This window comes from Actinobaculum suis (genome assembly GCF_900618115.1).
GTDB lineage: Bacteria > Actinomycetota > Actinomycetes > Actinomycetales > Actinomycetaceae > Actinobaculum > Actinobaculum suis.
The window spans coordinates 2,234,451-2,255,006 of the sequence record NZ_UYIO01000001.1 but is presented as its reverse complement, the minus strand read 5'-3'; the positions used below and the strand labels follow the sequence as shown (position 1 = coordinate 2,255,006).

Below are 20,556 nucleotides of genomic sequence, written 5' to 3'. Positions count from 1 at the left end.
AGGGGCATGCATGATTTCGCGAAAATAGAACCACCGGTGGCACTCGGACCGATTGACGGCCGTTATCGCGCCCAAACCGCCGGTTTGGTGAACTGTCTTTCCGAACCGGCCTTGAACCGTAACCGTTTGCGCGTGGAAACCGAATGGGTGATTTTCCTGGCAGAAAACCGCGTGCTGCCCGGGGTGGAGCCGCTTAGCGCGGCCGAAGTAGCGTACTTGCGTGAGATTCCCGAGGGTTTCGACGCCGCACAAATCGCGGAATTAGCAAAAATCGAGGCGGAAACGCGCCACGACGTGAAAGCCGTGGAGTACTTCATCAAAGCGGCGATGGACCGGGCGGGTACGGAAATTCCGGGCACGCGTTTACCGGAACTGCGGGAAATGGTCCACATTTTCGCCACTTCGGAAGACGTCAATAATATTGCGTGGGCTTTGGGTTTGCGTAGCGCGGTGCAAGATGTTTGGATGCCAGCCGCCCGCAAGGTGATCGGCGAACTTACGGATCTGGTGCACCGCTACGCGGACCAGCCCATGTTGGCCCGCACGCACGGCCAACCGGCCAGCCCCACAACAGTTGGTAAAGAAATGGCAGTATTCGCCCACCGGCTTTCCCGCCAGCTTTCCCGGATCGAAAAAGCAGAATATTTAGGCAAGTGGAACGGGGCTACCGGCACTTTCGGCGCGCACGCTATCTGTTTGCCAGACCGGGATTGGCCCGCGCTTTCGCGAGCATTCGTGGAAAGTTTCGGCTTGGGATGGAACCCGCTTACCACCCAGATTGAAAGCCACGATTGGGTTGCAGACCTGCTCAGCGCTATCGCCCACTTTGGCCGCATCGCTCATAATGTGGCCACCGATTTTTGGACCTATATTTCCCTGGACTATTTCCACCAAGATTTGGCAGCCCAAGGAAGTACGGGTTCTTCCACCATGCCGCACAAGGTGAATCCGATCCGTTTCGAAAACGCGGAAGCTAACTTCGAAATTTCCGGGGCCCTATGTGACACTTTGGCGCAAACCCTGGTAACTTCCCGCCTCCAGCGTGACCTCACGGATTCTTCCACACAGCGCAATCTGGGCGTGGCACTAGGCCATTCGCTGCTAGCCCTAGAAAACTTGGCGCGCGGGATTGCCGGGGTGCAACCCAATCCGGCCCGCCTCGAAGCTGATCTAGCGCAGGAGTGGGAAGTGTTGGGCGAACCGATCCAGCAGGCCATGCGCGTGGCCGCCCTTTCCGGGCAGGCCGGTATGGAAGATCCCTACGAGCGGCTCAAGGAACTTACCCGCGGCCGGAAAGTCACCGGCCCGGAAATGCAAGCCTTTATTGCCGATCTTGGTTTGCCGGCCGAACTTGCCGCCCGCCTAGAATCTCTGACCCCGGCCGGCTATACCGGCCTCGCCGCACAACTAGTGGCCTACCTCGACGTCGAACCGCGCGGCTAACTGGCGCGAAGCTAACTGGCGCGCGGCTAACGAACACGCCGCGCGGCTATCTGCGTTACTGCTTGCCAAACCTCGCTGCTAACCGCTACCGGTTTTTCTTCTCCGCGGGTAGTGGCGCTTTACGGGTAGTGGTGTGCTACGGGTAGCGGCGCTGCACGGGTAGTGGCGCCAAAACCTTGGGTAACAGCGGGCTATTTACGCATAAACCCGGGCTTGGAAAACTGTTTGTGGCCCGTAGCTGCCACCAAAAAGCGCGCAGTGCATCATAAGCATGTACATGCGATGCAGACCAATACGGTCTTCCCAGCCGGGGGCCAGCGGCGAGACGGAGTTATAGCCCGCATAAATATCGCTCACGTGCGGAGCACCAAATACCGTGAGGCAAGCCAGATCGGTTTCGGCGGCCCCGGCATGAGAAAGCGGGTCAATGAGTACCGCAGTTACACCGGTTGCAGATTCTGCGCCGTGTGCGCCGGTGCGGGCCGATTCTGCGCTTACCCACAGTACGTTTCCGCCCCACAGATCGCCGTGGGTTAAAGCCGCGCCGCGAGTAACCAGGGCCGGCTCACCGGCGTCGAACTCTCCGGCACGCAAGCGTTCACACAGCTTTTCGATCACGGCAATATCACTAGGGGAAAGGCAACCATTACGTTCCGCGGCAGGAATGAAAGCTTCGATACGGTCTGAGGCGTAGAACTCGCCCCAGGTGCGTTGCGGATGGGAAGCGGGCACGGTTACGAGCCGAGAAGTGCCGAGCGCGAAAGCCGGGGCCTGCGGGCCGGCCACCAAAGAAGGTGCGCGGCCATAGGGACGTTCCTCCCCGGACGTAAGGTCACCCGTATAAGCATGGGTATAAGCCAGACGCTTCCCGAACTCGCGCGCCGCGGCCGGCGTGGCCCGGGCCGAAACTAAGCGGGGCTCGGCCAAAAAGCCGCGTTCGCGCGCATCTTCCACCGTGGAAGTGACCCGCACGGTAGGCGCGCCTCCAGCCTTGGCAGCCGCCCCCAAATCTTGCAAGCCCGCGTACTCACCCAGAATCTCTTGCGGCGAACCAGTTTTCGTAAAAGAAGCCATACCTCCATGCTAACCGCGCTCGCGGTAGCAAGGCCCGGTGGCAAGGCCCGGTAGCGAGGGGCGGCGGTTACGGGCGAGCATTTCGGGGCATATGCCGGACGCTGCGGCGAAAATGTGCCGCTGAGTGCCACAATAGGAATTATGGGTATGCACGAATGGTTCAAACCGGAAATTGCGCAGTTACCTGCCTACGTGGCCGGTAAACGGGACGCAGATCCGCGGGTTATAAAGCTTTCTTCGAATGAGGTGCACTTCCCGCCCTTGCCAGCGGTAACGCAAGCTTTGGAGCGTTATGCCGGGCAGATTAACCGTTACCCGGATATGGCGAATACGCAGTTGCGGGAACGTTTGGCGGAAGTGGAAGAGTGGCCTTTTGAGGGAATTGTGGCCTGTACGGGTTCCACCGCGCTGATTGAAAAGTTTTTGCAAGCAGTGGCGGTGCCCGGCGGGGAAGTGATCTACCCGTGGCGTTCTTTTGAGGCATACCCGATTGCTGTGCTCGGCGCGGGGGCGCGCCCGGTACCGGTACCTTTGCGGGCCGACGGCGGGCACGACCTAGCCGCCATGGCCAGCGCGATTACAGATAAGACGCGGGCGATTCTGCTGTGCTCGCCCAATAATCCCACCGGTGTGGGGATCGGCCATCAGGAAATGGAAGCTTTCTTGGACCGAGTACCGGAAAGCATTCCGGTACTCATTGACGAAGCGTATATACATTTTGCGAACGGGATCGGTACGGCGATTCAAGACGGCAAAGCCTTGGCTCGTAATCGGCCGAACGTGCTGGTAGCACGCACATTTTCGAAAGCTTATGGGCTGGCGGGCCTGCGCGTGGGGTATGTGCTTACCAGCCCAGAAATGGCTGCCGGTTTGAGCGCGATCGCCACGCCTTTCGGGGTAAATCTACTTGCCCAGGAGGCGGCACTGGCGGCCTTGGCAGAGCTGCCGGAAGTAGAGCGCCGCGTACAACTCGTGGTAGAAGAACGTAGCCGCATGTTAGATGGGATCCGTGCGCGCGGTTTCGCGGTACCAGAATCGGTAGCGAACTTTGTGTGGTTCGCCGGTGCCGGCAGCGATAGTCACGCTGATACTGCTGCAGGCGCTGATGCTGATGCTGATACGGGCGCGGCCGGTGGCGGTAGCGAGAATGGCAATAGTACGGCCGGTGGCTCTGGCGCGGCGGGCGGCTCTGGCGCGGCGGGCGGTTCTGGCGCGGCGGGCGGTTCTGGCGCGGCGGACGGCTCTGACGCGGCAGAATTTGCCACGGTAGATGCGGAGCTACTGGAAAGAGTGGCCCGCGAAGAAGGCATTATTACCCGCCGCTTCGGAACGGAAGGGGTGCGGGTTTCGGTAGCCGAACCGGAAGGTACGGAACGGCTGTGGCGCGCCTTAGACCGCATCCGCGCGGGCGCTAGCGCCGCGTAACTATTTGCGCGTAAACATAACCAGCCCGGTAATGGCGACCGCTGCGGTGGTCGCCATTACCGGGCTGCAGCTATTTCACCGGTTAGTATCTGTCTTCGGCGGAGCGTTTCAGAGTGAAACCATGGCCGGAGAGTTCACTCCAACAGGAGACGCCGCCGAATTGGCTGGCCTGGCAGGCAAACCCATTGCGGGAGATCACTTGGTCGTAGCCGATAGTGTTCGCGGCACTGATTTCGGAACTACAATCGGCCGTGACTTCGCCGGCATGCCCCACGTGGTAAGTGGCGGTTTCCCCTTCACATCCGGGCGGGGAAGGATAGTCGTAGGCGTAGATCGAACAGGAGACGTCGTGATCGCCGAAGCGGCACCGAATATTATTCACCGGGGTAGTGAAATCTACCACGTTGATCGTGTCTGTGCCGGCTGGGCGTACCAAATACCACCAGTCGCGCGATTTGACGAATGTGGCGGCGTTATCGGGTAAAGTTACGGTATCCAGCTTTGCTTGCAAATCGAGCGTGTACTGGGCACCGCACTTCTTGGACAGCTCGTACATGTTGTCTTTGAGAATTCCGATATCTCCGGATAGTTCATGCGCCTGATTAGAAGCCGTCACAAAATCGCTGATCTTGCCGCTATCTGCACCGGCATCGCAGGTGGTGCGGGTGGGTAAAGATTTCACGGCTTCGCGTTTGGCGGTGAGGGGCGAATCGCTGGCGTTCGGCGTCGTCTCCGGTGAGGCACTGGGCTGGCTAGTTACCTGCACGGAAGGTGCCGGTTGCGGCTCATTGTTACCGGCAATATCGCGGCCGCGGTTGAAAACGTGCGTGAAGAACACGGCGGCTACCGCTAACAAAAGTGCGACGACGGAGAAAGCCAGGAAATACATGGGCCAACGCGACTGCTTCGAGGCCGGCTGCGCGCGGTTTTCGGATTCGCCATTGTCCCAGTTCATAAAACTTTGCGGGCCGTACAGCTGTTCTTCAAAAGTATTGTGCTGCGCGTCTTGGGTCCGCACGTAACGGCCCTGCTGGGTCTGGCTCGCCCCGCGATAGTAGCCCGAGAACTGCTGCGGCTGGGCGGGAGGGAAAGGTTGCGGCTGTGCCTGCGGCTGCGGGAGCGGCTGGGCCGGTGGCAGCGGTTGCGCTCGCGGCTGTGCCTGCGACTGCGGGAGCGGCTGGGCCGGTGGCAGCGGTTGCGCTTGCGGCTGTGCCTGCGACTGCGGGAGCGGCTGGGCCGGTGGCAGCGGTTGCGCTTGCGGCTGTGCCTGCGGTTGGGCTGGCGCCGAGAAGTGCGACTGGTCCGTTACCGGGGAAGCACCTTGCGCCGGCGACTGGTGCTGGTAGGGATCTTGATTCTGCTCCTCGTACTGAGCTGGATAAGAGGGCTGCGCCGGATATGAGTTTTGCGTCGGATAAGAAGCTTGGGCCGGGTAAGAGCCCTGAGCTGCATAGGAAGCTTGGGTGGGATAAGAAGTCTGGTAAGGCCCCGGATATTGCTCCTGGTACTGGACCTGCGAAACATTCTGCGGATACTCGTTCCAATCGGCGGTCCACTGCTCGGTAGGAGCCGAATTATCCGCGCTCGCGGCATGTTTACTACCTTCGGTAGCGCTCTCGCCGGCGTTGGCCCCAATAGTAGTGGCCTCAATAATGGCGGTTTCATCCGCGGAGGGTTCGTCTGCGGTGAGTTCGGCGCCGGCGGTTACTGCAGCAAAGGGTTCGGCGCGGGCAGTTACTTCAGTGGCGGCTTCCGCACTAGGAATCTCCGCGCTAGTGCTGGCAGCCGCAGCGGTCTCTAGCTCGGGTGTCGGTTCGGTTACTACGTTGTTCGGCTCAGGCACCGGTTCGGTTATGGCCTCCGGCTCAGGTTCCGGTTCGGCTGTTGCTTCCGGTTCGGGCTCCGGTGCAGGTTCTGCGGGAAGTGGTACAGATTCCGCAGGGGCTGGTTCAGGATCGGTGAGAGAAAGCGCTGGTGCCGACGGCGGCGTCGCTTCCGGTTCTGCAGGGTCAGGTGCAGGTTCCAGGGGAGACGAAGTAGACGGCGGCGTTGAAACGCGGCCTGTAGGGTCCGGTGCCGGATCAATTTCGACTGGGTCAGCGAACTGATCAAGCTGATTGGGTTGATCGGGCTGATCGGGTTTCGCTGGGACTGGCGCTACTTCTTCCGGGTTCGGCGCACTAGGCGAAGTAGTAGAGTTGCCCGGTGTGGGCGTGCTACCAAGTTCTTCGCCTGGCGTCTCCGCGGATTTCCGAGAAGACTCTGTATGGTCTGACATGTCCGACTCCCTGGTTGCTGGCGTGGTGGCAGGCGCGACTCCAAGTGGACTCCGCCAATCCGGGCCGCGCTACAGATCCTTTCCCCAATACTTTACATGGTGCGGACACTCTAACGGCTAGTGTCCGCAAGTAATATTGAGTGGAGCACGGGCAATATTGGACGATCACCAGGCAACCACTGAACCGCGAGTAAAGAATCTGCGTCGAGGGCTTGCACTTGCCGATGCGAAGCGGTTACGTGCACCTGTGCGCCGGGCGCCAATTCCGCGAGCCACAACAACATGCGTTTACCCGTATTGTGACCACCGGCCGCTAAATCCCACGAACCGTCCTTTGCTTCCGGGTTTTTCACCAAGGACCCGAGAATAATATCCGCCCCGAGTTCTTCCCGAATTTCGCGGCGCAATGCCTGCGCGGGAGTTTCCCCAGGCTCTACCTTTCCGCCCGGAAATTCCCACAAACCATCCGCCCATTGCGGGTACGAACGTTGCGCGCCGAGGACGGTTTTTGGGTTCTGCAAACTATCCACAAGCGCCGCGCCGACTACTAGTTGCCCAGGTGCATAACTTGACAAGGGCATAGAGTCTCCACTGGTATCCATGTGTCCAAGCATAGAAGCTGCCGAGCAGGACGAAAGGCACCAGGTCACGAAGCGAAAACGCCGAAGGCGCTAGGTCACAAAACAGAAGCCCTGAAACAGAAGCCCTGAAACAGAAGCTGCGGATGGCACGAGGTAATGAAGCAGAAACAGTAGAGCCTGGCGGGTCACGAAGCAGAAGCTGCGGAAGGGGTAAGTGCGGCGGCATCGAAAATAGCAGTTGCGTCGAAAATAGACGAGTTGAGAAAATGCTTCAGGTGCCGGTAATCGGGGCAGAAGGTTTCCACAAGGCTGTGGAAACGCGCATTGTGTTTGGCTTCCACCAGGTGGGCGAGTTCGTGGATAACTACGTACTCCAAGCAGTTCGGGGCCCATTTGGCGAGTTGGAGATTGAGCCAGATGCGGCGCTTGGGGATATTGCAGCTACCCCATCGCGTCTTCATATTACGAATCCGGTATTCGCGAGCATGTAAGCCCATGCGTTCCTCGCAATCGCGCACGATCGGGCCGAGTGCCTGTTTGAGTTCTGCGCGGTACAGCTCGACCATTAATTTGGCGCGTAGTTCGGATGATGCGCCGGCCGGCACGGTCAACACGATGGCAGGGCTTGTGGTTTCCGGCGAGGCTATGGCCTGCGAGGTGGTCTGCGAGGTGGTCTGCGAGGTTTCCGGCGAGGTTATGGCCTGCGAGGTTATGGCCTGCGAAGTGGCCTGCGAGGTTTGCTGCGAAGCTAGTTGCGAGGTTGCCCGCGAAGTGCGGAGGCTGGAAGCATTGCGGATCGGGAGACGATCGGCGGCAGTGAGTGGCGGTTCCACGCGCAGGTGTGGCCGGGCCGTAGGGCCTGCCGGAAGCACGGTTAATTTGTGGGGAATGCCCCACAAGTAGTGGGTTTCGCCGTCGTTATAAAAACGCTGCTCGCGGGCCGCGCGGGCACGCACCTGGTTTTGCCACCGGTGGATATTGCCGGTTTGGGAGGTAACGAAATCAGTAATAGCGCGCATGGAAGCGCGCGGCGGGGCGCTGAGTTTCACCTGACCATCCGGGCCCACCACGCGCAAATTTAGGTTTTTTATACCGCGTTTGCGGGTCAAAGTGAGGCGAATGCCGGCGATCTCGACTTCTTCAGGCATAGGCCTAACTGTACGTTCGCAGGCACGTATTTTCTGCAGCAAAGCCTGAACTGTTTCGCGGCCGACGTGGCATTTTTCGTTTCCCGCGGGCGTCACTACTTGTTTACGTACGCGTTCAAAAAGAGAACAATGCTTGCTTTAGTTGCACAAACCTGGCATGTTGAATATTGAACTTGGCTGTGTGGGTGCGCTACTAGGCCGGTGCAGGCGGGTACGGGCCGGTGCGGGCAGGCGCGGGATGGCACGCGTCAGCGTGGCGTAGTGCGCGTCAGTGCAGCACGGTGCAGGCCAGTGTGGGCCGGCGCGGCGCAGTGCGGGCCCGCACTGGCCATTGCGCACCTAAATCGGTGAATAGGGGGAGAGCGGAGAAGATATGCAAAATGTGGAGAAAAACGGCGTAGACGGCACTGGCAATCAGGTGCCGCAAAACGTGCAAAATGCAGCGCAAGTGAATAATTCCGCGGCAGAAAAAGCTGTTATTCCGGAAATACAAGACATTACCCCAGAAAACCGGGAACTTTTCACGCCGGTTACGTTTACTGGGCATAGTGGTGTAACGGTTTCTAACCGTTTCGTAATGGCGCCCATGGTTATCGGTGCTTCCACCGAAGAGGGCGAAGTAACGGAGGCCGATCTGGCTTACTGGCGGCGCCGCGCGGCTGCGGGAGGCATGCTCATTACTGGCTCGGCCGCGGTAGGCTGCTACTCGGAAGCGTTTAAAAACTCTTTGGGCGTCTATTCCGACGAGCACATTCCCGGCCTTACCCGCTTGGCGCAGGCCATGAAATCTCGCGGTGCGAAAGCGATTTTGCAGATTTACCATGCCGGTAGGGAAGCGAAATATTCATACGAGAAACACGGCCGCGCTTACGCGCCCAGCCCGGTGGATTACAGCTTTCTCGACTATCCCGTAAGCGAGCTTTCCACAGCCCAGGTGGAAGAAATTATTGCGGCCTTTGCGCAGGCCACCCGGCGTGCCGCGGCGGCCGGATTTGACGGCGTCGAAATTCATGGTGCGAACCACTATCTCTTGCAACAGTTCTTCTCCCGGCTTTCCAACCACCGCACAGATGAGTACGGGGAACGCAGCCGGATGCCTTGGCGTGTACTCGAAGCGGTGAAAGACGCCGCACCGGAAGGTTTCATTATTGGTTACCGCATCTGCCCGGAAGAAATCCACGGGGAAGATGTTGGGTACACGATTGAAGATAGCGTCGAGCTGCTCACGGGGTTCGCCTCGCACGGCCTTGACTACGTACACACCTCGGTGAGTGGCGAAACGGTATCCCGGCGCAGCGAGTTGAACGCGCGGCTATATCGCGAACTTGCCGGCAAAACCAAGCTCATTGCAACGGGCAAAAACTCCGATGCTGCTTCCGCGCGTAACACCCTGCGTAATGCTGACCTGGTGGGGGCCGCCAGCACGCTCCTCTTGGAGCCAGACTTTCCGGCAAAGGTGGCTGCCGGCGCGCCAATTAACAGGAAGCTGGAAACCGGCCAAGACCTCGCGCTCCCGGAAGCATTGCAAGCAATGTTCGCTTCAAAATAGGCGCGGCTAGGCTCGAAACTGGGTCGCGATTACCTTCAAAATAGGGCCGCGGTTGCGTTCTAAACAAGGCCGCGGTTGCCTGCAAAACAGGCTTGCATTTGCGCGGGTAAAGGGCCGTATGTAGGAGGTAAGTAGCAGGGCGCCAAATTTTCGTGAAGTAAAATAACAGCGACAGTTGGATGCAACTGTCGCGAACAGCGTAGTTAAGCGATTGCCGCTCGGGCGGCCAGTGCAGGCTGCACGAGCCGGCTGAAAGTAGGTCACGAATATGAAAGCCGTCCGATATTACGGAAAAGAAGACGTGCGGCTCGAAGAAGTACCAGCACCTGAATTGCTCCCGGGAACCGTGCGGATCGCACCGGCATATAACGGTATTTGCGGTTCCGATGTGCATCTTTACTACGACGGCGTAATCCCGCCAGCTCCGACCGCTACCGAACCGCATCCGATTTCGGGAGAAACGTTGCCGGTTATTTTCGGCCACGAGTTTTCCGGCGTCGTGGAAGAAGTAGCGGATGACGTAGAAGGTTTTGCGCCCGGAGATTCGGTGTGCGTGGAGCCGTTGATGGTCTGTGCCAAGTGCCCGGCCTGCCAGAAAGGTGCTTACAACCTGTGCGTAGACATGGGGTTCATCGGAATTTCCGGGCGGGGTGGCGGCCTGGCAGAACAGATTGTGGTAGAGCAGCGTTTCGTGCACAAGGTTGGGGATATACCCTTAGACCAAGCGGCGCTACTTGAACCTCTCGCCGTTTCCGTGCACGCAGTACGCCACGCGGGAATCCACGGCAAGGAAGAAGGTGCGGGCAAGCTCGCCGTCGTGGGCGGGGCGGGGCCGATCGGTCTGCTCACCGCGGCGGTCCTCAAAGCCTACGGCGTGCACACGATCGTTTCCGAACCGGCGCAGGCACGCCGGGAAATGGCTCTCAGCACCGGTTTTGCGGATGTGGCAGTGGACCCAACCACGGAGGATCTCACCGAAATTGTGCGGCAGGAAAGTGATGGGGCAATGGCCGAATACGCTTTCGACGCCGCTGGGGGTACCACTGTTATGAACCAGCTTTTCGCGGTTCTCGGCGCTGCTGGCCACTTGGAAGTGGTCGCGCTACACATGCACCCGTATGAACTCGATATTACTGCCGCGCTCACGATGCAGGACCGCACGCTCGGTTCCTGCATTGGGTACGCGAACGATCACCCGGAGGCCATCCGGCTTATCGCGGATGGGGAGATCGACGTGGCGCCGCTGATCACCTCGAAGATTACCGCGGACCGCATTGTGGAAGACGGCCTGAGCAAGCTCAAGGATCCGAGCGAAGTAAAGATCCTCGTTTCCATGAACTAAGCGCAAGCCAAAGCTTGCACTAACGCGCAGTTAGCGTGTAACTAAAGCGCAGTTAGCGTGCAACTAAAGCGCAGCTAGTGCGCAACTGACGCGCAGCTAGCGCGTAAGCGAGCAACTAGTGCGCGGCCGTGAACTAAAAAGCTGGCGCGGGACCGGAGGGGGTACCAGCGCCAGTACTGGTGACGACGCCGAAAATCCGTCCTTGCTCTATATCCGCCGTGCTCGATACATACCCTTGCCTGCCATACCCCCTGGGGGTATCCTCGCAGGAGGTTAGAGAGAGCGGCGGAAAGGGCAAGGACTTCGGCAATGCACCAGAAAGAAACACGGGCTTCACGCCACGCAGACCACGCTTGCGCACACGCGGAACATAGCTCCACGCCCGCGTGCCACGAATCCGGCGGGCATGAACACGGCACGCACGAACACGCCTGCCACGAAACCGCCGGGCGCGGCGCGCACGGCGGGCATGAACATGCCGGCCACGAACATGCCGGTCACGAGCACAGAGGGCACGGCGGTGGCCATTGCGGCGCGGGTGGTGGCGGGCATGAGGCCCACGCCCAAATGTATTGGTCTTTGCTGTGGAAGATGATCATAGTGGCGATCCCGGTGATCGCTTTTTCTCCCATGTTTGCAAGTCTGCTCGGCTATACGGTGCCGAGCTGGGGAATTTGGGTGGCCGCGATCTTCGGCACGGTCATGTTTGTGTGGGGTGGCCGCCCGTTCTTGGAAGGCGCAGTGAGTGAAATCCGGGCGCGCCAACCGGGCATGATGCTCCTGGTTTCGCTCGGAATCAGCGTTGCCTTCCTGGCTTCATGGGCCGCCACGCTCGGCCTCATCCCGCGCGGCCTCGAATATTGGTGGGAGCTCGCACTCCTCATCGTCATCATGTTGGCCGGGCATTGGATCGAAATGAAATCCCTGGCACAAACCTCTTCCGCGCTCGATAGCTTGGCCGCGCTCCTCCCAGACGAAGCCGAAAAACTCACCGCCAACGGGGAAATAGTTATAACGACGCCGGCCGCGCTCCGGCCCGGTGACCAAGTGCTCGTGCGGCCCGGTGGCCGCATTCCCGCGGACGGCGTCGTACGCGAAGGTAGCGCGGCGGTAGACGAATCGATGATGACGGGCGAATCGCGGCCCGTGCCCCGCAGCGAAGGTGAGAAAGTGGTGGCCGGAACCGTGGCCACCGATTCCGGGCTCACCATTGAAGTAACCGCCACCGGGGAAGATACGGCGCTGGCCGGCATCCAAAAACTCGTGGCAGAAGCCGAAAATTCGACCAGCCCGGCACAAAGACTGGCCGACCGGGCCGCCGGCTGGCTGTTCTGGTTTGCCCTGGGTGCGGCAATTATTACCGCGATCGTGTGGGCCGTTATCGGCACGCCGCAGAACGTGATCGAACGTGTGATTACCGTGCTCGTGATCGCCTGCCCGCATTCCCTCGGCCTGGCAATCCCGCTCGTGGTTTCGATTTCTACCGGTAAGGCGGCCGCATCTGGCATTTTGATTAAAGACCGCTTGGCGTTGGAACAAATGCGGGAAATGAATACCGTGGTCTTCGATAAAACAGGCACGCTGACCACTGGAAAACCCGAGGTCACCGGGGTTATTACCAACCCGGAAAGCGGCCTGAGCGAAACCGCACTAGTGGAGCTCGCGGCCGCCGTGGAACAGCGGTCCGAACACCCGCTCGCCCGCGCCATCGTCACCACCGCCACCGAAATTTCTGCCCGCGCGGCGGGTACTCCCGCACTTCCTACCGCGGAAGATTTCCGTTCGGTACCCGGCCTCGGCGTGAGCGCCACCGTGAACGGTGCGCGCGTGCAGGTAGGTGGGGCGCGCCTACTCGCCGAAAACGAGGTGGCGGCTTTGCCCGGTACGCAAGCGTGGGATGAGGCCGGGTCTACCGTTATTCACGTGCTCGTGGAGGGCCGGCCGGCCGGCGCTTTGCGGCTGGACGACGCCGTGCGCCCCGAATCCGCGCTCGCGGTACGCCGTTTGCAAGAACGGGGCATAAACGTGGTGATGATGACGGGCGATGCGGAACCGGTGGCCCGCGCGGTAGCGGAGGGCTTGGGAATTAGCGAGTTTTATGCCGGGGTGCGGCCGGAAGAAAAGGCCGCCCGGATTAAAGAAATGCAAAGCCGCGGGGCGCGAATAGCGATGGTGGGCGACGGCGTGAACGACGCCCCGGCCCTCGCCCAAGCCGAAGTGGGAATCGCGATCGGTGCCGGTACAGACGTAGCTATTGCGGCCGCCGATATTATTCTGGCCGCCGACGACCCGCGGGCCGTGAACTCGGTGATCACGCTATCGCAGGCCACCACGCGGAAGATGAAACAGAATCTGTGGTGGGCGGCAGGCTATAACCTGCTCGCCGTGCCCTTGGCCGCGGGCGTGCTCGCACCGATTGGATTCATAATGCCAATGTCGGTGGGAGCCGTGCTTATGGCCGGATCCACGGTCATCGTGGCTCTCAATGCGCAACTCTTGCGCCGCGTGGACTTGCGGATCGAGTAGCGGACGACGGTCCCGGCGCGGGGTAGGCCCAGCGCAGGGCGGTCCTGGCAGGCGGCGATCCTGGCGCGCGGCGCTGGCCGGACGCGGTGCACCTGCCCAGCGGCGATTCTGAGGCGGGGTAGGCCCAGCGCCGGGCCCGGCCCTACCCAAATGTCTGAAAGATCGCTTTTGCGAAACTAACACCTGGCGCCGAGCAGGAGTATTGTGTCCCGTTATGCCATATAGACATAGGCACAGGAACAATCCCGCGGTGTGGATCCTCGGTGGTTTCCTAGCCGCTTTGTTTGTAGGGACAGGCTTACTTATGCTGCCCTTTTCCACGACGCACGCAGGCGGGCTTCCCCTCCTTCCGGCGTTGTTCACGGCTACCTCCGCGCTATGCGTGACGGGCCTTTCCGCGGTCGATACCGCTACCTATTGGACGACCACCGGCCACGTAGTGATACTCGCGCTCATCCAAATTGGTGGTTTCGGGGTGATGAGCTTCGCTACCTTCTTGGGGCTGTTTGTGACCCGCCGGGCCCGGCTCAGCGCCGATATTGTGATCGCCACCGAAAGGCGTTCCACTATCGGCCGCGCCCGGCCGATACTCACCCGCGTTTTCCTCACCAGTTTGGGAATCGAAGCGGTTATAGCCTGCGCTTTGCTATTGCGTTTCCTCAGCTTGGGGTATTCGCTGGGCAAAGCCGCCTGGTACGGGGTGTTCCACGCCGTCTCCGCTTTTAATAACGCCGGCTTCGCACTATTTACCGGCAATATGGAACGGTTCGTAACCGACTGGGGAATCTGCTTGCCGATTATGTGCGCAATTATTTTGGGCGGGCTGGGCTTCCCGGTGCTCTTCCAATTGCGGCGCGACCTGTGGCACTACTACAAATGGTCCTTGCATGTGCGCATGGTAGTGATCGGCACCGGCTTTCTCCTTGTATTTTCGACCGTGCTGATTTTGGCTGCCGAATGGAACAACCCGGATACTTTGGGCGGCCTGCCCTTGCACGCGAAATTCCTGGCCGGCGCTTTCCAAGCGGTACAAACCCGTACCGCCGGTTTCAGTTCAATCGATATCGGGCAAATGCACGATTCCACGCTCTTGGCAATGGACGTATTCATGTTCATCGGGGGCGGGCCGGCCGGCACCGCGGGCGGTATCAAAATCACCACGGCACTCGTATTGGTAGCGCTGGTAACCGCAGAAGTACGCGCCTCTAGGCAAGTAAACATTTTCGGCAAATCCTTCGCCCCGGATGTTTACCGCGAAGCCATTACCGTGATTACGTTGAGCGGTGCGGTGCTAGTAACCGCCTGCTTCGCTTTATTGGTGTGTACAGATTTCCCGCTCGACGCCGTCTTATTCGAGGCCACTTCCGCGTTTGGCACCGTGGGGTTAAGTACGGGCATCACCTCGCTTTTGCCCGGCGTGGCCCAAATAATCATTATTAGTTTGATGATCTTTGGCCGGTTGGGGCCGATCACGGTGGCTACGGCACTGGCCTCCCACCCGAATGAATCATCGATTTCTCTTCCGAAAGAAAGGCCAATCATTGGTTAGTTTTGCAAAGCCCACCTACGCAATTTTGGGGCTCGGTAGATTTGGGACGGCCCTGGCCCGCGAACTCATGGCCGGCGGGGCCACCGTGGTAGGGGTAGACGCCAACGAAGCAAAAGTGGCGCACAATAATGGCATCCTCAGCCAGGTAGTATGTGCCGATTCCACGGATATACAGGCACTTAGCGATCTAGGTATAGATGAGTTCACCGGCGTGGTGGTAGCAATCGGGGGTGAACACGTAGAAGCTTCGATCCTTACCTGCTCACTCTTGCGCGATATGAACGTCACCAACTTGTGGGCAAAATCTTCCGGCACCGCGCATGACAGAATTTTGCGGCAAATAGGTATCCCGCATATCGTCTACCCGGAAGTGGCGATGGGCCGGCGCATCGCCCATCTCTTGTTAGGGGCAAGCCTGGATTACGTGGAGCTTTCCGACGGGATGGCGATCATCCAAACCGCGATCCCGGCCCGCCTGGCCGCCCGCCCGATCGATGAGAACCGGTTGTGGCGCCGCGAAGGCGTGAAAATCATTTCCCAGCTTACGGAAACCGGTTGGCAGCCCATTATCGGCCAACCCAATTTAGCGGAAGGCACCGAAATTCAAGCCTACGGGCCCATTAAACGGCTCGATACCTTCGCCAAAGGGGCCGTTGCCAAATTCCCCAAAAACCCGGTGCAATAACCGCCGGCTTTTACCAGACCGCCTGCTCCTACCAGCCGGCGATGCCGCGCCGGATTTGGGCGGTGAGCATTTCTACGCAGCCGGGAGAGTTATTGGCCCAGGGGATATAGAAGAAATCGCCGCCGCCCAGGCCTTGGAAAGCCAGCCGGTTGAGGATATTGATTTCCTGCACGGTTTCGAGGCAATCGGTCAGGAAGCCAGGGCAGACGACGTCGAGCCGGGAAACTCCGCGCGCGCCGAGTTCCTTGACGGTATCGATCGTGGCCGGGCCCACCCATTGCGCGGGCCCGAAAACCGATTGGTAGGTGACGAGCATGTCCCGCGGGGCAAGGCCGAGGCACGTGGCGAGTGCGGAGGCGGTGGCTTGGCATTCGGAAACGTAAGGGTCGCCCGCTTCGCGCATTTCTTCCGGAATGGAATGGAAGCTGAGGAGGAGGCGCTCCCCGGCCGCGAAATTAGGCCGCCCGCATTCTTCCCACAGGCTTTCGATAGCGTTGGCAAGCGCAGAAATATACAGCTCCGTGGTGGGGAAGGAACGGTTGGTGCGAATTTCCATTTGGTCGCGGGCGGAAAGCATCCAGCGCGCAACGCGATCCGTTACCGGCGCACTGCTCGACGCCGAATACTGTGGATAAGGTGGCAGCACGAAAACTTGGCGGCCCCCAGCCTGGTAGATGGCTTCGAGCACGGCACCAATACGCGGGGCCGTATAGCAGAAAGCGGTAACAATATTGGCCGTGCCCGCAAACTTTTCGGCCAGGGCAGCGCGCTGGGCTTCCGCCCAGTAAATTAGTGGCGATCCCGTGCCCGGGCCGGCCGCGTCCCAAATCTGGCGGTATAGATCGGCCGAATTAGCCGGGCGCGTGCGCAGCACAATTCCGCGCAAAATCGGTTGCCACACGGCCGGTGGCATCTCAATTACCCGGCGATCCGAAAGGAATTCGCGCAAGAAAGGCCGCACCGCCGCGGCCGTCGGCTCCTTAGGGCTCCCCAAATGCCCAATCAAAACCGTGGGAAGCGCCGGATCAAAATCCGGGCAGAGGAGATCTTGCGGCGCGGGGGATGCGTCGCTTGCCGGTTCTGAGTTTGCCGGTTCTGAGCTTGCCGGTTCTGCACTCGGGGAATCCGTGCCCGGGAGGTCCATGCCCGCAGACTCTGCGCTCGCGAGACCCTTGCTTGTGGATTCCGTGCTCGCCGAATCCGGGGCTGTGGATGAGTTGCCAGTGGCCATTTGTTTTCCTTTTCTGCTGGTGTCAGAGTATCTATATATCTCTGAGGTTCGCGGGGCTAGCATGAGCCAGCGGCTCACACTAAAGTGCCGTTCGCACCAAAGTAGCTTCCCGCAAAGCGTCGCCCGCAAAGCGTCGCCCGCAAAGCGCCGCTAGCAAAGCGCCGCCAGCTACAAACAAAACCGGGCTACCGGATAGGTACCCGCAACCAGGTAGGTACCCGCAACGGCGTCTGCCTTTCAGCAGACTACGCATGTTGTGCCAGAAAATCCTAATTATGGTCCGAGAAAGCAAAACTGCCCCGGGTGGTGCCGTGCTGGCTATGATCGGTGGTTATGGCAACTTTAAAGGATTGGATTGTGGGTATTCGCGTTCCCACTTTGCCCGTTAGTGCCGCGCCTGTGGTGGCAGGCACCGGAATCGCGGTTTGGGCAGGTAGCGTGCACTGGGGAAAAGCGCTGCTCTGCCTGGCCGTAGCGCTCACTTTGCATATCGGTGAAAATCTTTCGAATGACTATTCGGACGGCGTCCGCGGCACCGACGCGGAACGCGTGGGCCCGGAAAGTCTCATAATGAACGGCAAGGCTAGCCCGCGGGCCGTACTCACCGCGGCCTTAGCTTTCTATGCGCTCGGTTCGGCGCTCGGAATTTGGTTGGTTTCTATGACTGGCCAGTGGTGGTTGCTAATTCCGGGTGTTTTGGCGTTGCTTGCCGCCTGGTTTTATGCGGGCGGGCCGCGTCCGTACGGCTATATTGGTTTGGGCGAGGTGGCCGTGTTCGTATTCTTCGGTCTGCTTGCTGCGGCGGGAACGATTTACGTGCAGGTAGGAGGTGTGCCGGCCAGCGGGTGGATCGCCGCGGTCTGCATGGGGTTGCTCGCTTGTGCCTTGCTAGTAGTTGATTCCATTCGCGATATTCCCACCGATAAAGTGGCTGGCAAACGCACTATTGCTGTGCGGCTGGGCGGCCGGCGCGCCCGCATTCTTTATCTACTAATGATTGTGGCGGCCTTTATTGGTGCGATCGTTTTGAGCCTGTTCCTGTGGCCGTTTGCTTGGCTTTTTGTTCTTTATGTGCCTTCGCTGGTGCTGTGCTGGCGGCTCGTGCGCGACGTATGCGGTATTGGCCGTCCGCCTGCTGACGAAGCCGGGCTAGTTCCCGCCCGGCAAAACACTGCCATGGCGGAAATCCTGTTCGGCCTGGCTATCTTCGCCTCGTATTCGGTGGCCTACCTGCTACTGTAACCGCAGGCGAAGGCGCTGTGAACAGCGTCGTACGCCCGCTGTTACTAGTACAAGCGATACTTTTGCCGCCGCGTGCGGCGCTAGGACATTGTCCAGCCGCCGTCTACGGGGAGCACCGCGCCGGTGATGTAGGACGCCTTATCGGAGGCGAGGAAGAGAGCGGCTTGGGCTACGTCTTCCGGTTGGCCGAGCCGTTGCATCGGGATCGGGGCGAGGAAGGCCTGTTTTATGTTGCTGTCTTGCAAAAGGTCGTGGGTCATGCCGGTTTCGCCGGTGCCGGGAGCAACACAGTTCGCGCGCACGCCCTCCGCCGCGTAGTCAACAGCGACGGCGCGGATAAGCGAAATAACCCCACCCTTGGAAGCCGCATAGGAAACAGCTCCCGGGAAGCCAATAATGTCGCCTGCCGAAGCGGTGGCAATAATGTTCCCGCGGGTTTCCTTCAGGTAGGGGATGGCATATTTGACGCCGTAGAACACCGAGGAAAGGTTGACTTCAAGCGAGGTGTGCCAGCCTTCGAGATCGGTCTGTTCGGCATCGCCGTTTACATAAGTGCCGGCGTTGTTGAAGAGAATGTCGATCCTCCCGAAGGTGCGCGCGGTTTCTTCCACGAAGTTTTGGACCTGCTCCGCCTCGGCCACATTGGCCTGCAGCGCGATCGCTTCCCCGCCCGCTTGCGTGATTTGCGTGGCCACTTCCTGCGCGGCCTGCAAATCGAGATCGACGGCGGCTACCTTGGCACCTTCCTGCGCGAACAACAATGCGGTGGATTTGCCAAAACCTGAACCCGCACCCGTAATAATGGCAACTTTGCCTGCAAGTAACATGTGTTTTCTCCGCTCTAAAGCCCGCGCGAAAACTTCTCTGGGCTCGCGCGAGCTTTCGCATACAACATTGCGAGATTAATTCTACGAGCGCGCCGGGCGGCTGCGGAAGGGGTGAGCGCAATAACCGCGTCCGGGACCACAGCAAAGCAGAAGCATGAAATGAGAATTCCCGGTATGCTGGTGGGCGATAGATCCCCGGTCAGGCCTCTTGCCAACGTTTGCCAGGCGAAGGTAATGCCCAAATGACCGGGGCCGTTTTTTCTGATGGCGGGGTAGCTGCTTGCCGCCGAGGTAGCCGCGAACTTGTCCCATTAGTACCTCAAATACGATTCGCGAAAAAAGCCGGATCAGACCTGCGAAAACTACGCATCTGATTGCGCGTACGACATTCCTGACTTGCTTCCAGCCCATTGTCTGTACATTTTACCTATTACTCGAAGGCGGAAACTTCCTGCCGTGCCGCCGAACGTGGGTGCCGAGTATCCTTGAGTGTTACACATAAGTTCAATTGTTTTAGGCTGAGGTGGATAATGGCAAGTCCGAGAACCGCGAAACTGTTCCTTATGGACGGTTCTCCGAGCGGGCGGATTAAATGTTCTTTGGACAACTGGGTGGGCAAGGTCTTTTTGATTCCGCGGACAGAAATCGCGCGTTCCCGTGACCGTGAGGAACTTGCACAGACCGGCGTCTACCTCCTTTTTGGTGCGGACGCCGAAAGTGGAGAAGAGTTGCTCTATGTTGGGCAGGCTCGCGAACGCAAAAATGGTAAAGGCGTACTCGGACGGGTGACGGAGCATCTAAATGACGAGAACTTGGACTACTTTACTCACGCGATTATGATTACCGATTCCGATAATGCTCTTGGACCAACCGAGATTTCCTATCTAGAAAATGCGTTTTACCAGCAAGCTATGCGGGCTGGGCGCGTGCGGGTAGTGAATAGCCAGGATCCTTCGCCTGGGAATGTAACTGAGGAAAAGGAAGCCGAACTGAACGAGTTCATCTCTTCGGCAAAAATATTGATTGGTTCTTTAGGGTATAGGGTGTTCGACGTCGTAGATGACGCGAAAGTTGCCACTCAAAAAGAGAATGATGCAAGGCCGCGTGTGGAGCCATTGCTGTATCTGAACTCGCGTGGTGCGTCCGGACAAGGGCGCCAAACAACGGAGGGATTTGTTGTCCTCGCGGGCGCTAAACTGCGAGAAGATATGGCCCGCTCTGTTCCGGATTTGGCACGGAAAAACCGCAAAAACTTGCAGATCGGATCGGTAGCGGCTATGAGTTAATGTGCGATACTTTATTTAGTTCCCCTTCGGCTGCTTCAGACTTCCTAACCGGCGCCTCCACATCGGGCAAGGCGTCTTGGAAGAACAGCGAGGGAATCACGTTGCGCGAACTAGAACAAAGCGAGATTGAGTCTGTTACCGAAAATGAAACACGGAGCACTTTCGGGTAGATAGTTATCTCGGGTCTGAGCGGTGGTGCAGAAATCAGCCGTGCATGCGAGAACGGGATGATTACTGGGACAGTCGCAGGGATAAATATCTTCATTACGGGTCATGGGTCATGACTTATGACTCCGGGTCACGAGTCGCGGGTCGTGGGCAGATCTAGCGGGTAAGCGCGGGTAAGGGTAGCCTTACTACCATGACGATG

Annotated in this window: 17 protein-coding genes; 10 read left to right on the top strand and 7 right to left on the bottom strand. The window is 59.3% G+C overall.

What is annotated here, in order from left to right; translation table 11 throughout:
* The first annotated feature begins 6 nt into the window (after positions 1–6).
* On the top strand, positions 7–1,443 hold the full coding sequence (gene purB, locus H8274_RS09020; protein WP_049619811.1) for an adenylosuccinate lyase: 1,437 nt from the start codon (positions 7–9) through the stop codon (positions 1,441–1,443).
* Between the two features lie 195 nt (positions 1,444–1,638).
* On the opposite strand, the gene H8274_RS09015 is transcribed toward purB, so the two are convergent.
* On the bottom strand, positions 1,639–2,517 hold the full coding sequence (locus tag H8274_RS09015; protein ID WP_185934353.1) for a fructosamine kinase family protein: 879 nt from the start codon (positions 2,515–2,517) through the stop codon (positions 1,639–1,641).
* Between the two features lie 141 nt (positions 2,518–2,658).
* Between H8274_RS09015 and H8274_RS09010 the strand changes: the two genes are divergently transcribed.
* Positions 2,659–3,942 (top strand): aminotransferase class I/II-fold pyridoxal phosphate-dependent enzyme, encoded by a 1,284-nt coding sequence (locus H8274_RS09010; protein ID WP_244924586.1) that lies wholly within the window; start codon positions 2,659–2,661, stop codon positions 3,940–3,942.
* Positions 3,943–4,024: 82 nt separating this feature from the next.
* Here the strand turns inward: H8274_RS09010 and H8274_RS09005 are convergent, their stop codons facing one another.
* From H8274_RS09005 to H8274_RS08995, 3 genes are all read right to left on the bottom strand, one after another.
* Positions 4,025–6,220 (bottom strand): hypothetical protein, encoded by a 2,196-nt coding sequence (locus H8274_RS09005; protein ID WP_185934352.1) that lies wholly within the window; start codon positions 6,218–6,220, stop codon positions 4,025–4,027.
* A gap of 110 nt (positions 6,221–6,330) precedes the next feature.
* Positions 6,331–6,822: a (deoxy)nucleoside triphosphate pyrophosphohydrolase gene (locus H8274_RS09000; protein ID WP_185934351.1), complete on the bottom strand. Its 492-nt coding sequence runs from the start codon at positions 6,820–6,822 to the stop codon at positions 6,331–6,333.
* A 164-nt stretch (positions 6,823–6,986) separates the two neighbouring features.
* Entirely contained in the window at positions 6,987–7,949 is a 963-nt protein-coding gene (locus H8274_RS08995; RefSeq protein WP_221884793.1) for a M48 family metallopeptidase, read from the bottom strand.
* A gap of 382 nt (positions 7,950–8,331) precedes the next feature.
* On the opposite strand from H8274_RS08995, the gene H8274_RS08990 reads away from it, so the two are divergent.
* Positions 8,332–9,498 carry an oxidoreductase gene (locus H8274_RS08990; protein WP_185934350.1) on the top strand — a complete coding sequence of 389 codons (1,167 nt, stop codon included), beginning with the start codon at positions 8,332–8,334 and terminating at the stop codon, positions 9,496–9,498.
* A gap of 268 nt (positions 9,499–9,766) precedes the next feature.
* A complete protein-coding gene (locus H8274_RS08985; protein WP_185934349.1) occupies positions 9,767–10,840 on the top strand; it encodes a 2,3-butanediol dehydrogenase in 1,074 nt (357 codons plus the stop codon).
* A gap of 333 nt (positions 10,841–11,173) precedes the next feature.
* On the opposite strand, the gene H8274_RS09615 is transcribed toward H8274_RS08985, so the two are convergent.
* Positions 11,174–11,401: a hypothetical protein gene (locus H8274_RS09615; RefSeq protein ID WP_218055932.1), complete on the bottom strand. Its 228-nt coding sequence runs from the start codon at positions 11,399–11,401 to the stop codon at positions 11,174–11,176.
* A gap of 6 nt (positions 11,402–11,407) precedes the next feature.
* Here H8274_RS09615 and H8274_RS08980 point away from each other — a divergent pair, with 6 nt between their 5' ends.
* The 3 genes from H8274_RS08980 (at position 11,408) to H8274_RS08970 (ending at position 15,600) form a co-directional block, all read left to right on the top strand.
* Positions 11,408–13,366 carry a heavy metal translocating P-type ATPase gene (locus tag H8274_RS08980; protein ID WP_221884792.1) on the top strand — a complete coding sequence of 653 codons (1,959 nt, stop codon included), beginning with the start codon at positions 11,408–11,410 and terminating at the stop codon, positions 13,364–13,366.
* 304 nt (positions 13,367–13,670) lie between these two features.
* Positions 13,671–14,915, top strand: a complete 1,245-nt coding sequence (locus tag H8274_RS08975) for a TrkH family potassium uptake protein (protein ID WP_083330119.1) — start codon at positions 13,671–13,673, stop codon at positions 14,913–14,915.
* A complete protein-coding gene (locus H8274_RS08970) occupies positions 14,908–15,600 on the top strand; it encodes a potassium channel family protein (RefSeq protein ID WP_049619801.1) in 693 nt (230 codons plus the stop codon). Before H8274_RS08975 ends, H8274_RS08970 begins: the two co-directional genes overlap by 8 nt.
* Positions 15,601–15,628: 28 nt before the next feature.
* Here H8274_RS08970 and hemH read toward each other — a convergent pair whose 3' ends face one another.
* Positions 15,629–16,831 (bottom strand): ferrochelatase, encoded by a 1,203-nt coding sequence (gene hemH / locus H8274_RS08965; protein ID WP_244924585.1) that lies wholly within the window; start codon positions 16,829–16,831, stop codon positions 15,629–15,631.
* Positions 16,832–17,164: 333 nt separating this feature from the next.
* On the opposite strand from hemH, the gene H8274_RS08960 reads away from it, so the two are divergent.
* Positions 17,165–18,073, top strand: a complete 909-nt coding sequence (locus tag H8274_RS08960; RefSeq protein ID WP_185934347.1) for a 1,4-dihydroxy-2-naphthoate polyprenyltransferase — start codon at positions 17,165–17,167, stop codon at positions 18,071–18,073.
* A gap of 80 nt (positions 18,074–18,153) precedes the next feature.
* Here the strand turns inward: H8274_RS08960 and H8274_RS08955 are convergent, their stop codons facing one another.
* Positions 18,154–18,900 carry an SDR family NAD(P)-dependent oxidoreductase gene (locus H8274_RS08955; protein ID WP_185934346.1) on the bottom strand — a complete coding sequence of 249 codons (747 nt, stop codon included), beginning with the start codon at positions 18,898–18,900 and terminating at the stop codon, positions 18,154–18,156.
* Positions 18,901–19,430: 530 nt separating this feature from the next.
* Between H8274_RS08955 and H8274_RS08950 the strand changes: the two genes are divergently transcribed.
* Together H8274_RS08950 and H8274_RS10060 are read left to right on the top strand one after the other, a co-directional pair.
* On the top strand, positions 19,431–20,186 hold the full coding sequence (locus H8274_RS08950) for a GIY-YIG nuclease family protein (protein WP_218122548.1): 756 nt from the start codon (positions 19,431–19,433) through the stop codon (positions 20,184–20,186).
* Entirely contained in the window at positions 20,186–20,356 is a 171-nt protein-coding gene (locus H8274_RS10060) for a DUF4357 domain-containing protein (RefSeq protein WP_197077827.1), read from the top strand. The genes H8274_RS08950 and H8274_RS10060 overlap by 1 nt, the downstream gene beginning before the upstream one ends.
* The last annotated feature ends 200 nt before the right edge of the window (positions 20,357–20,556 follow it).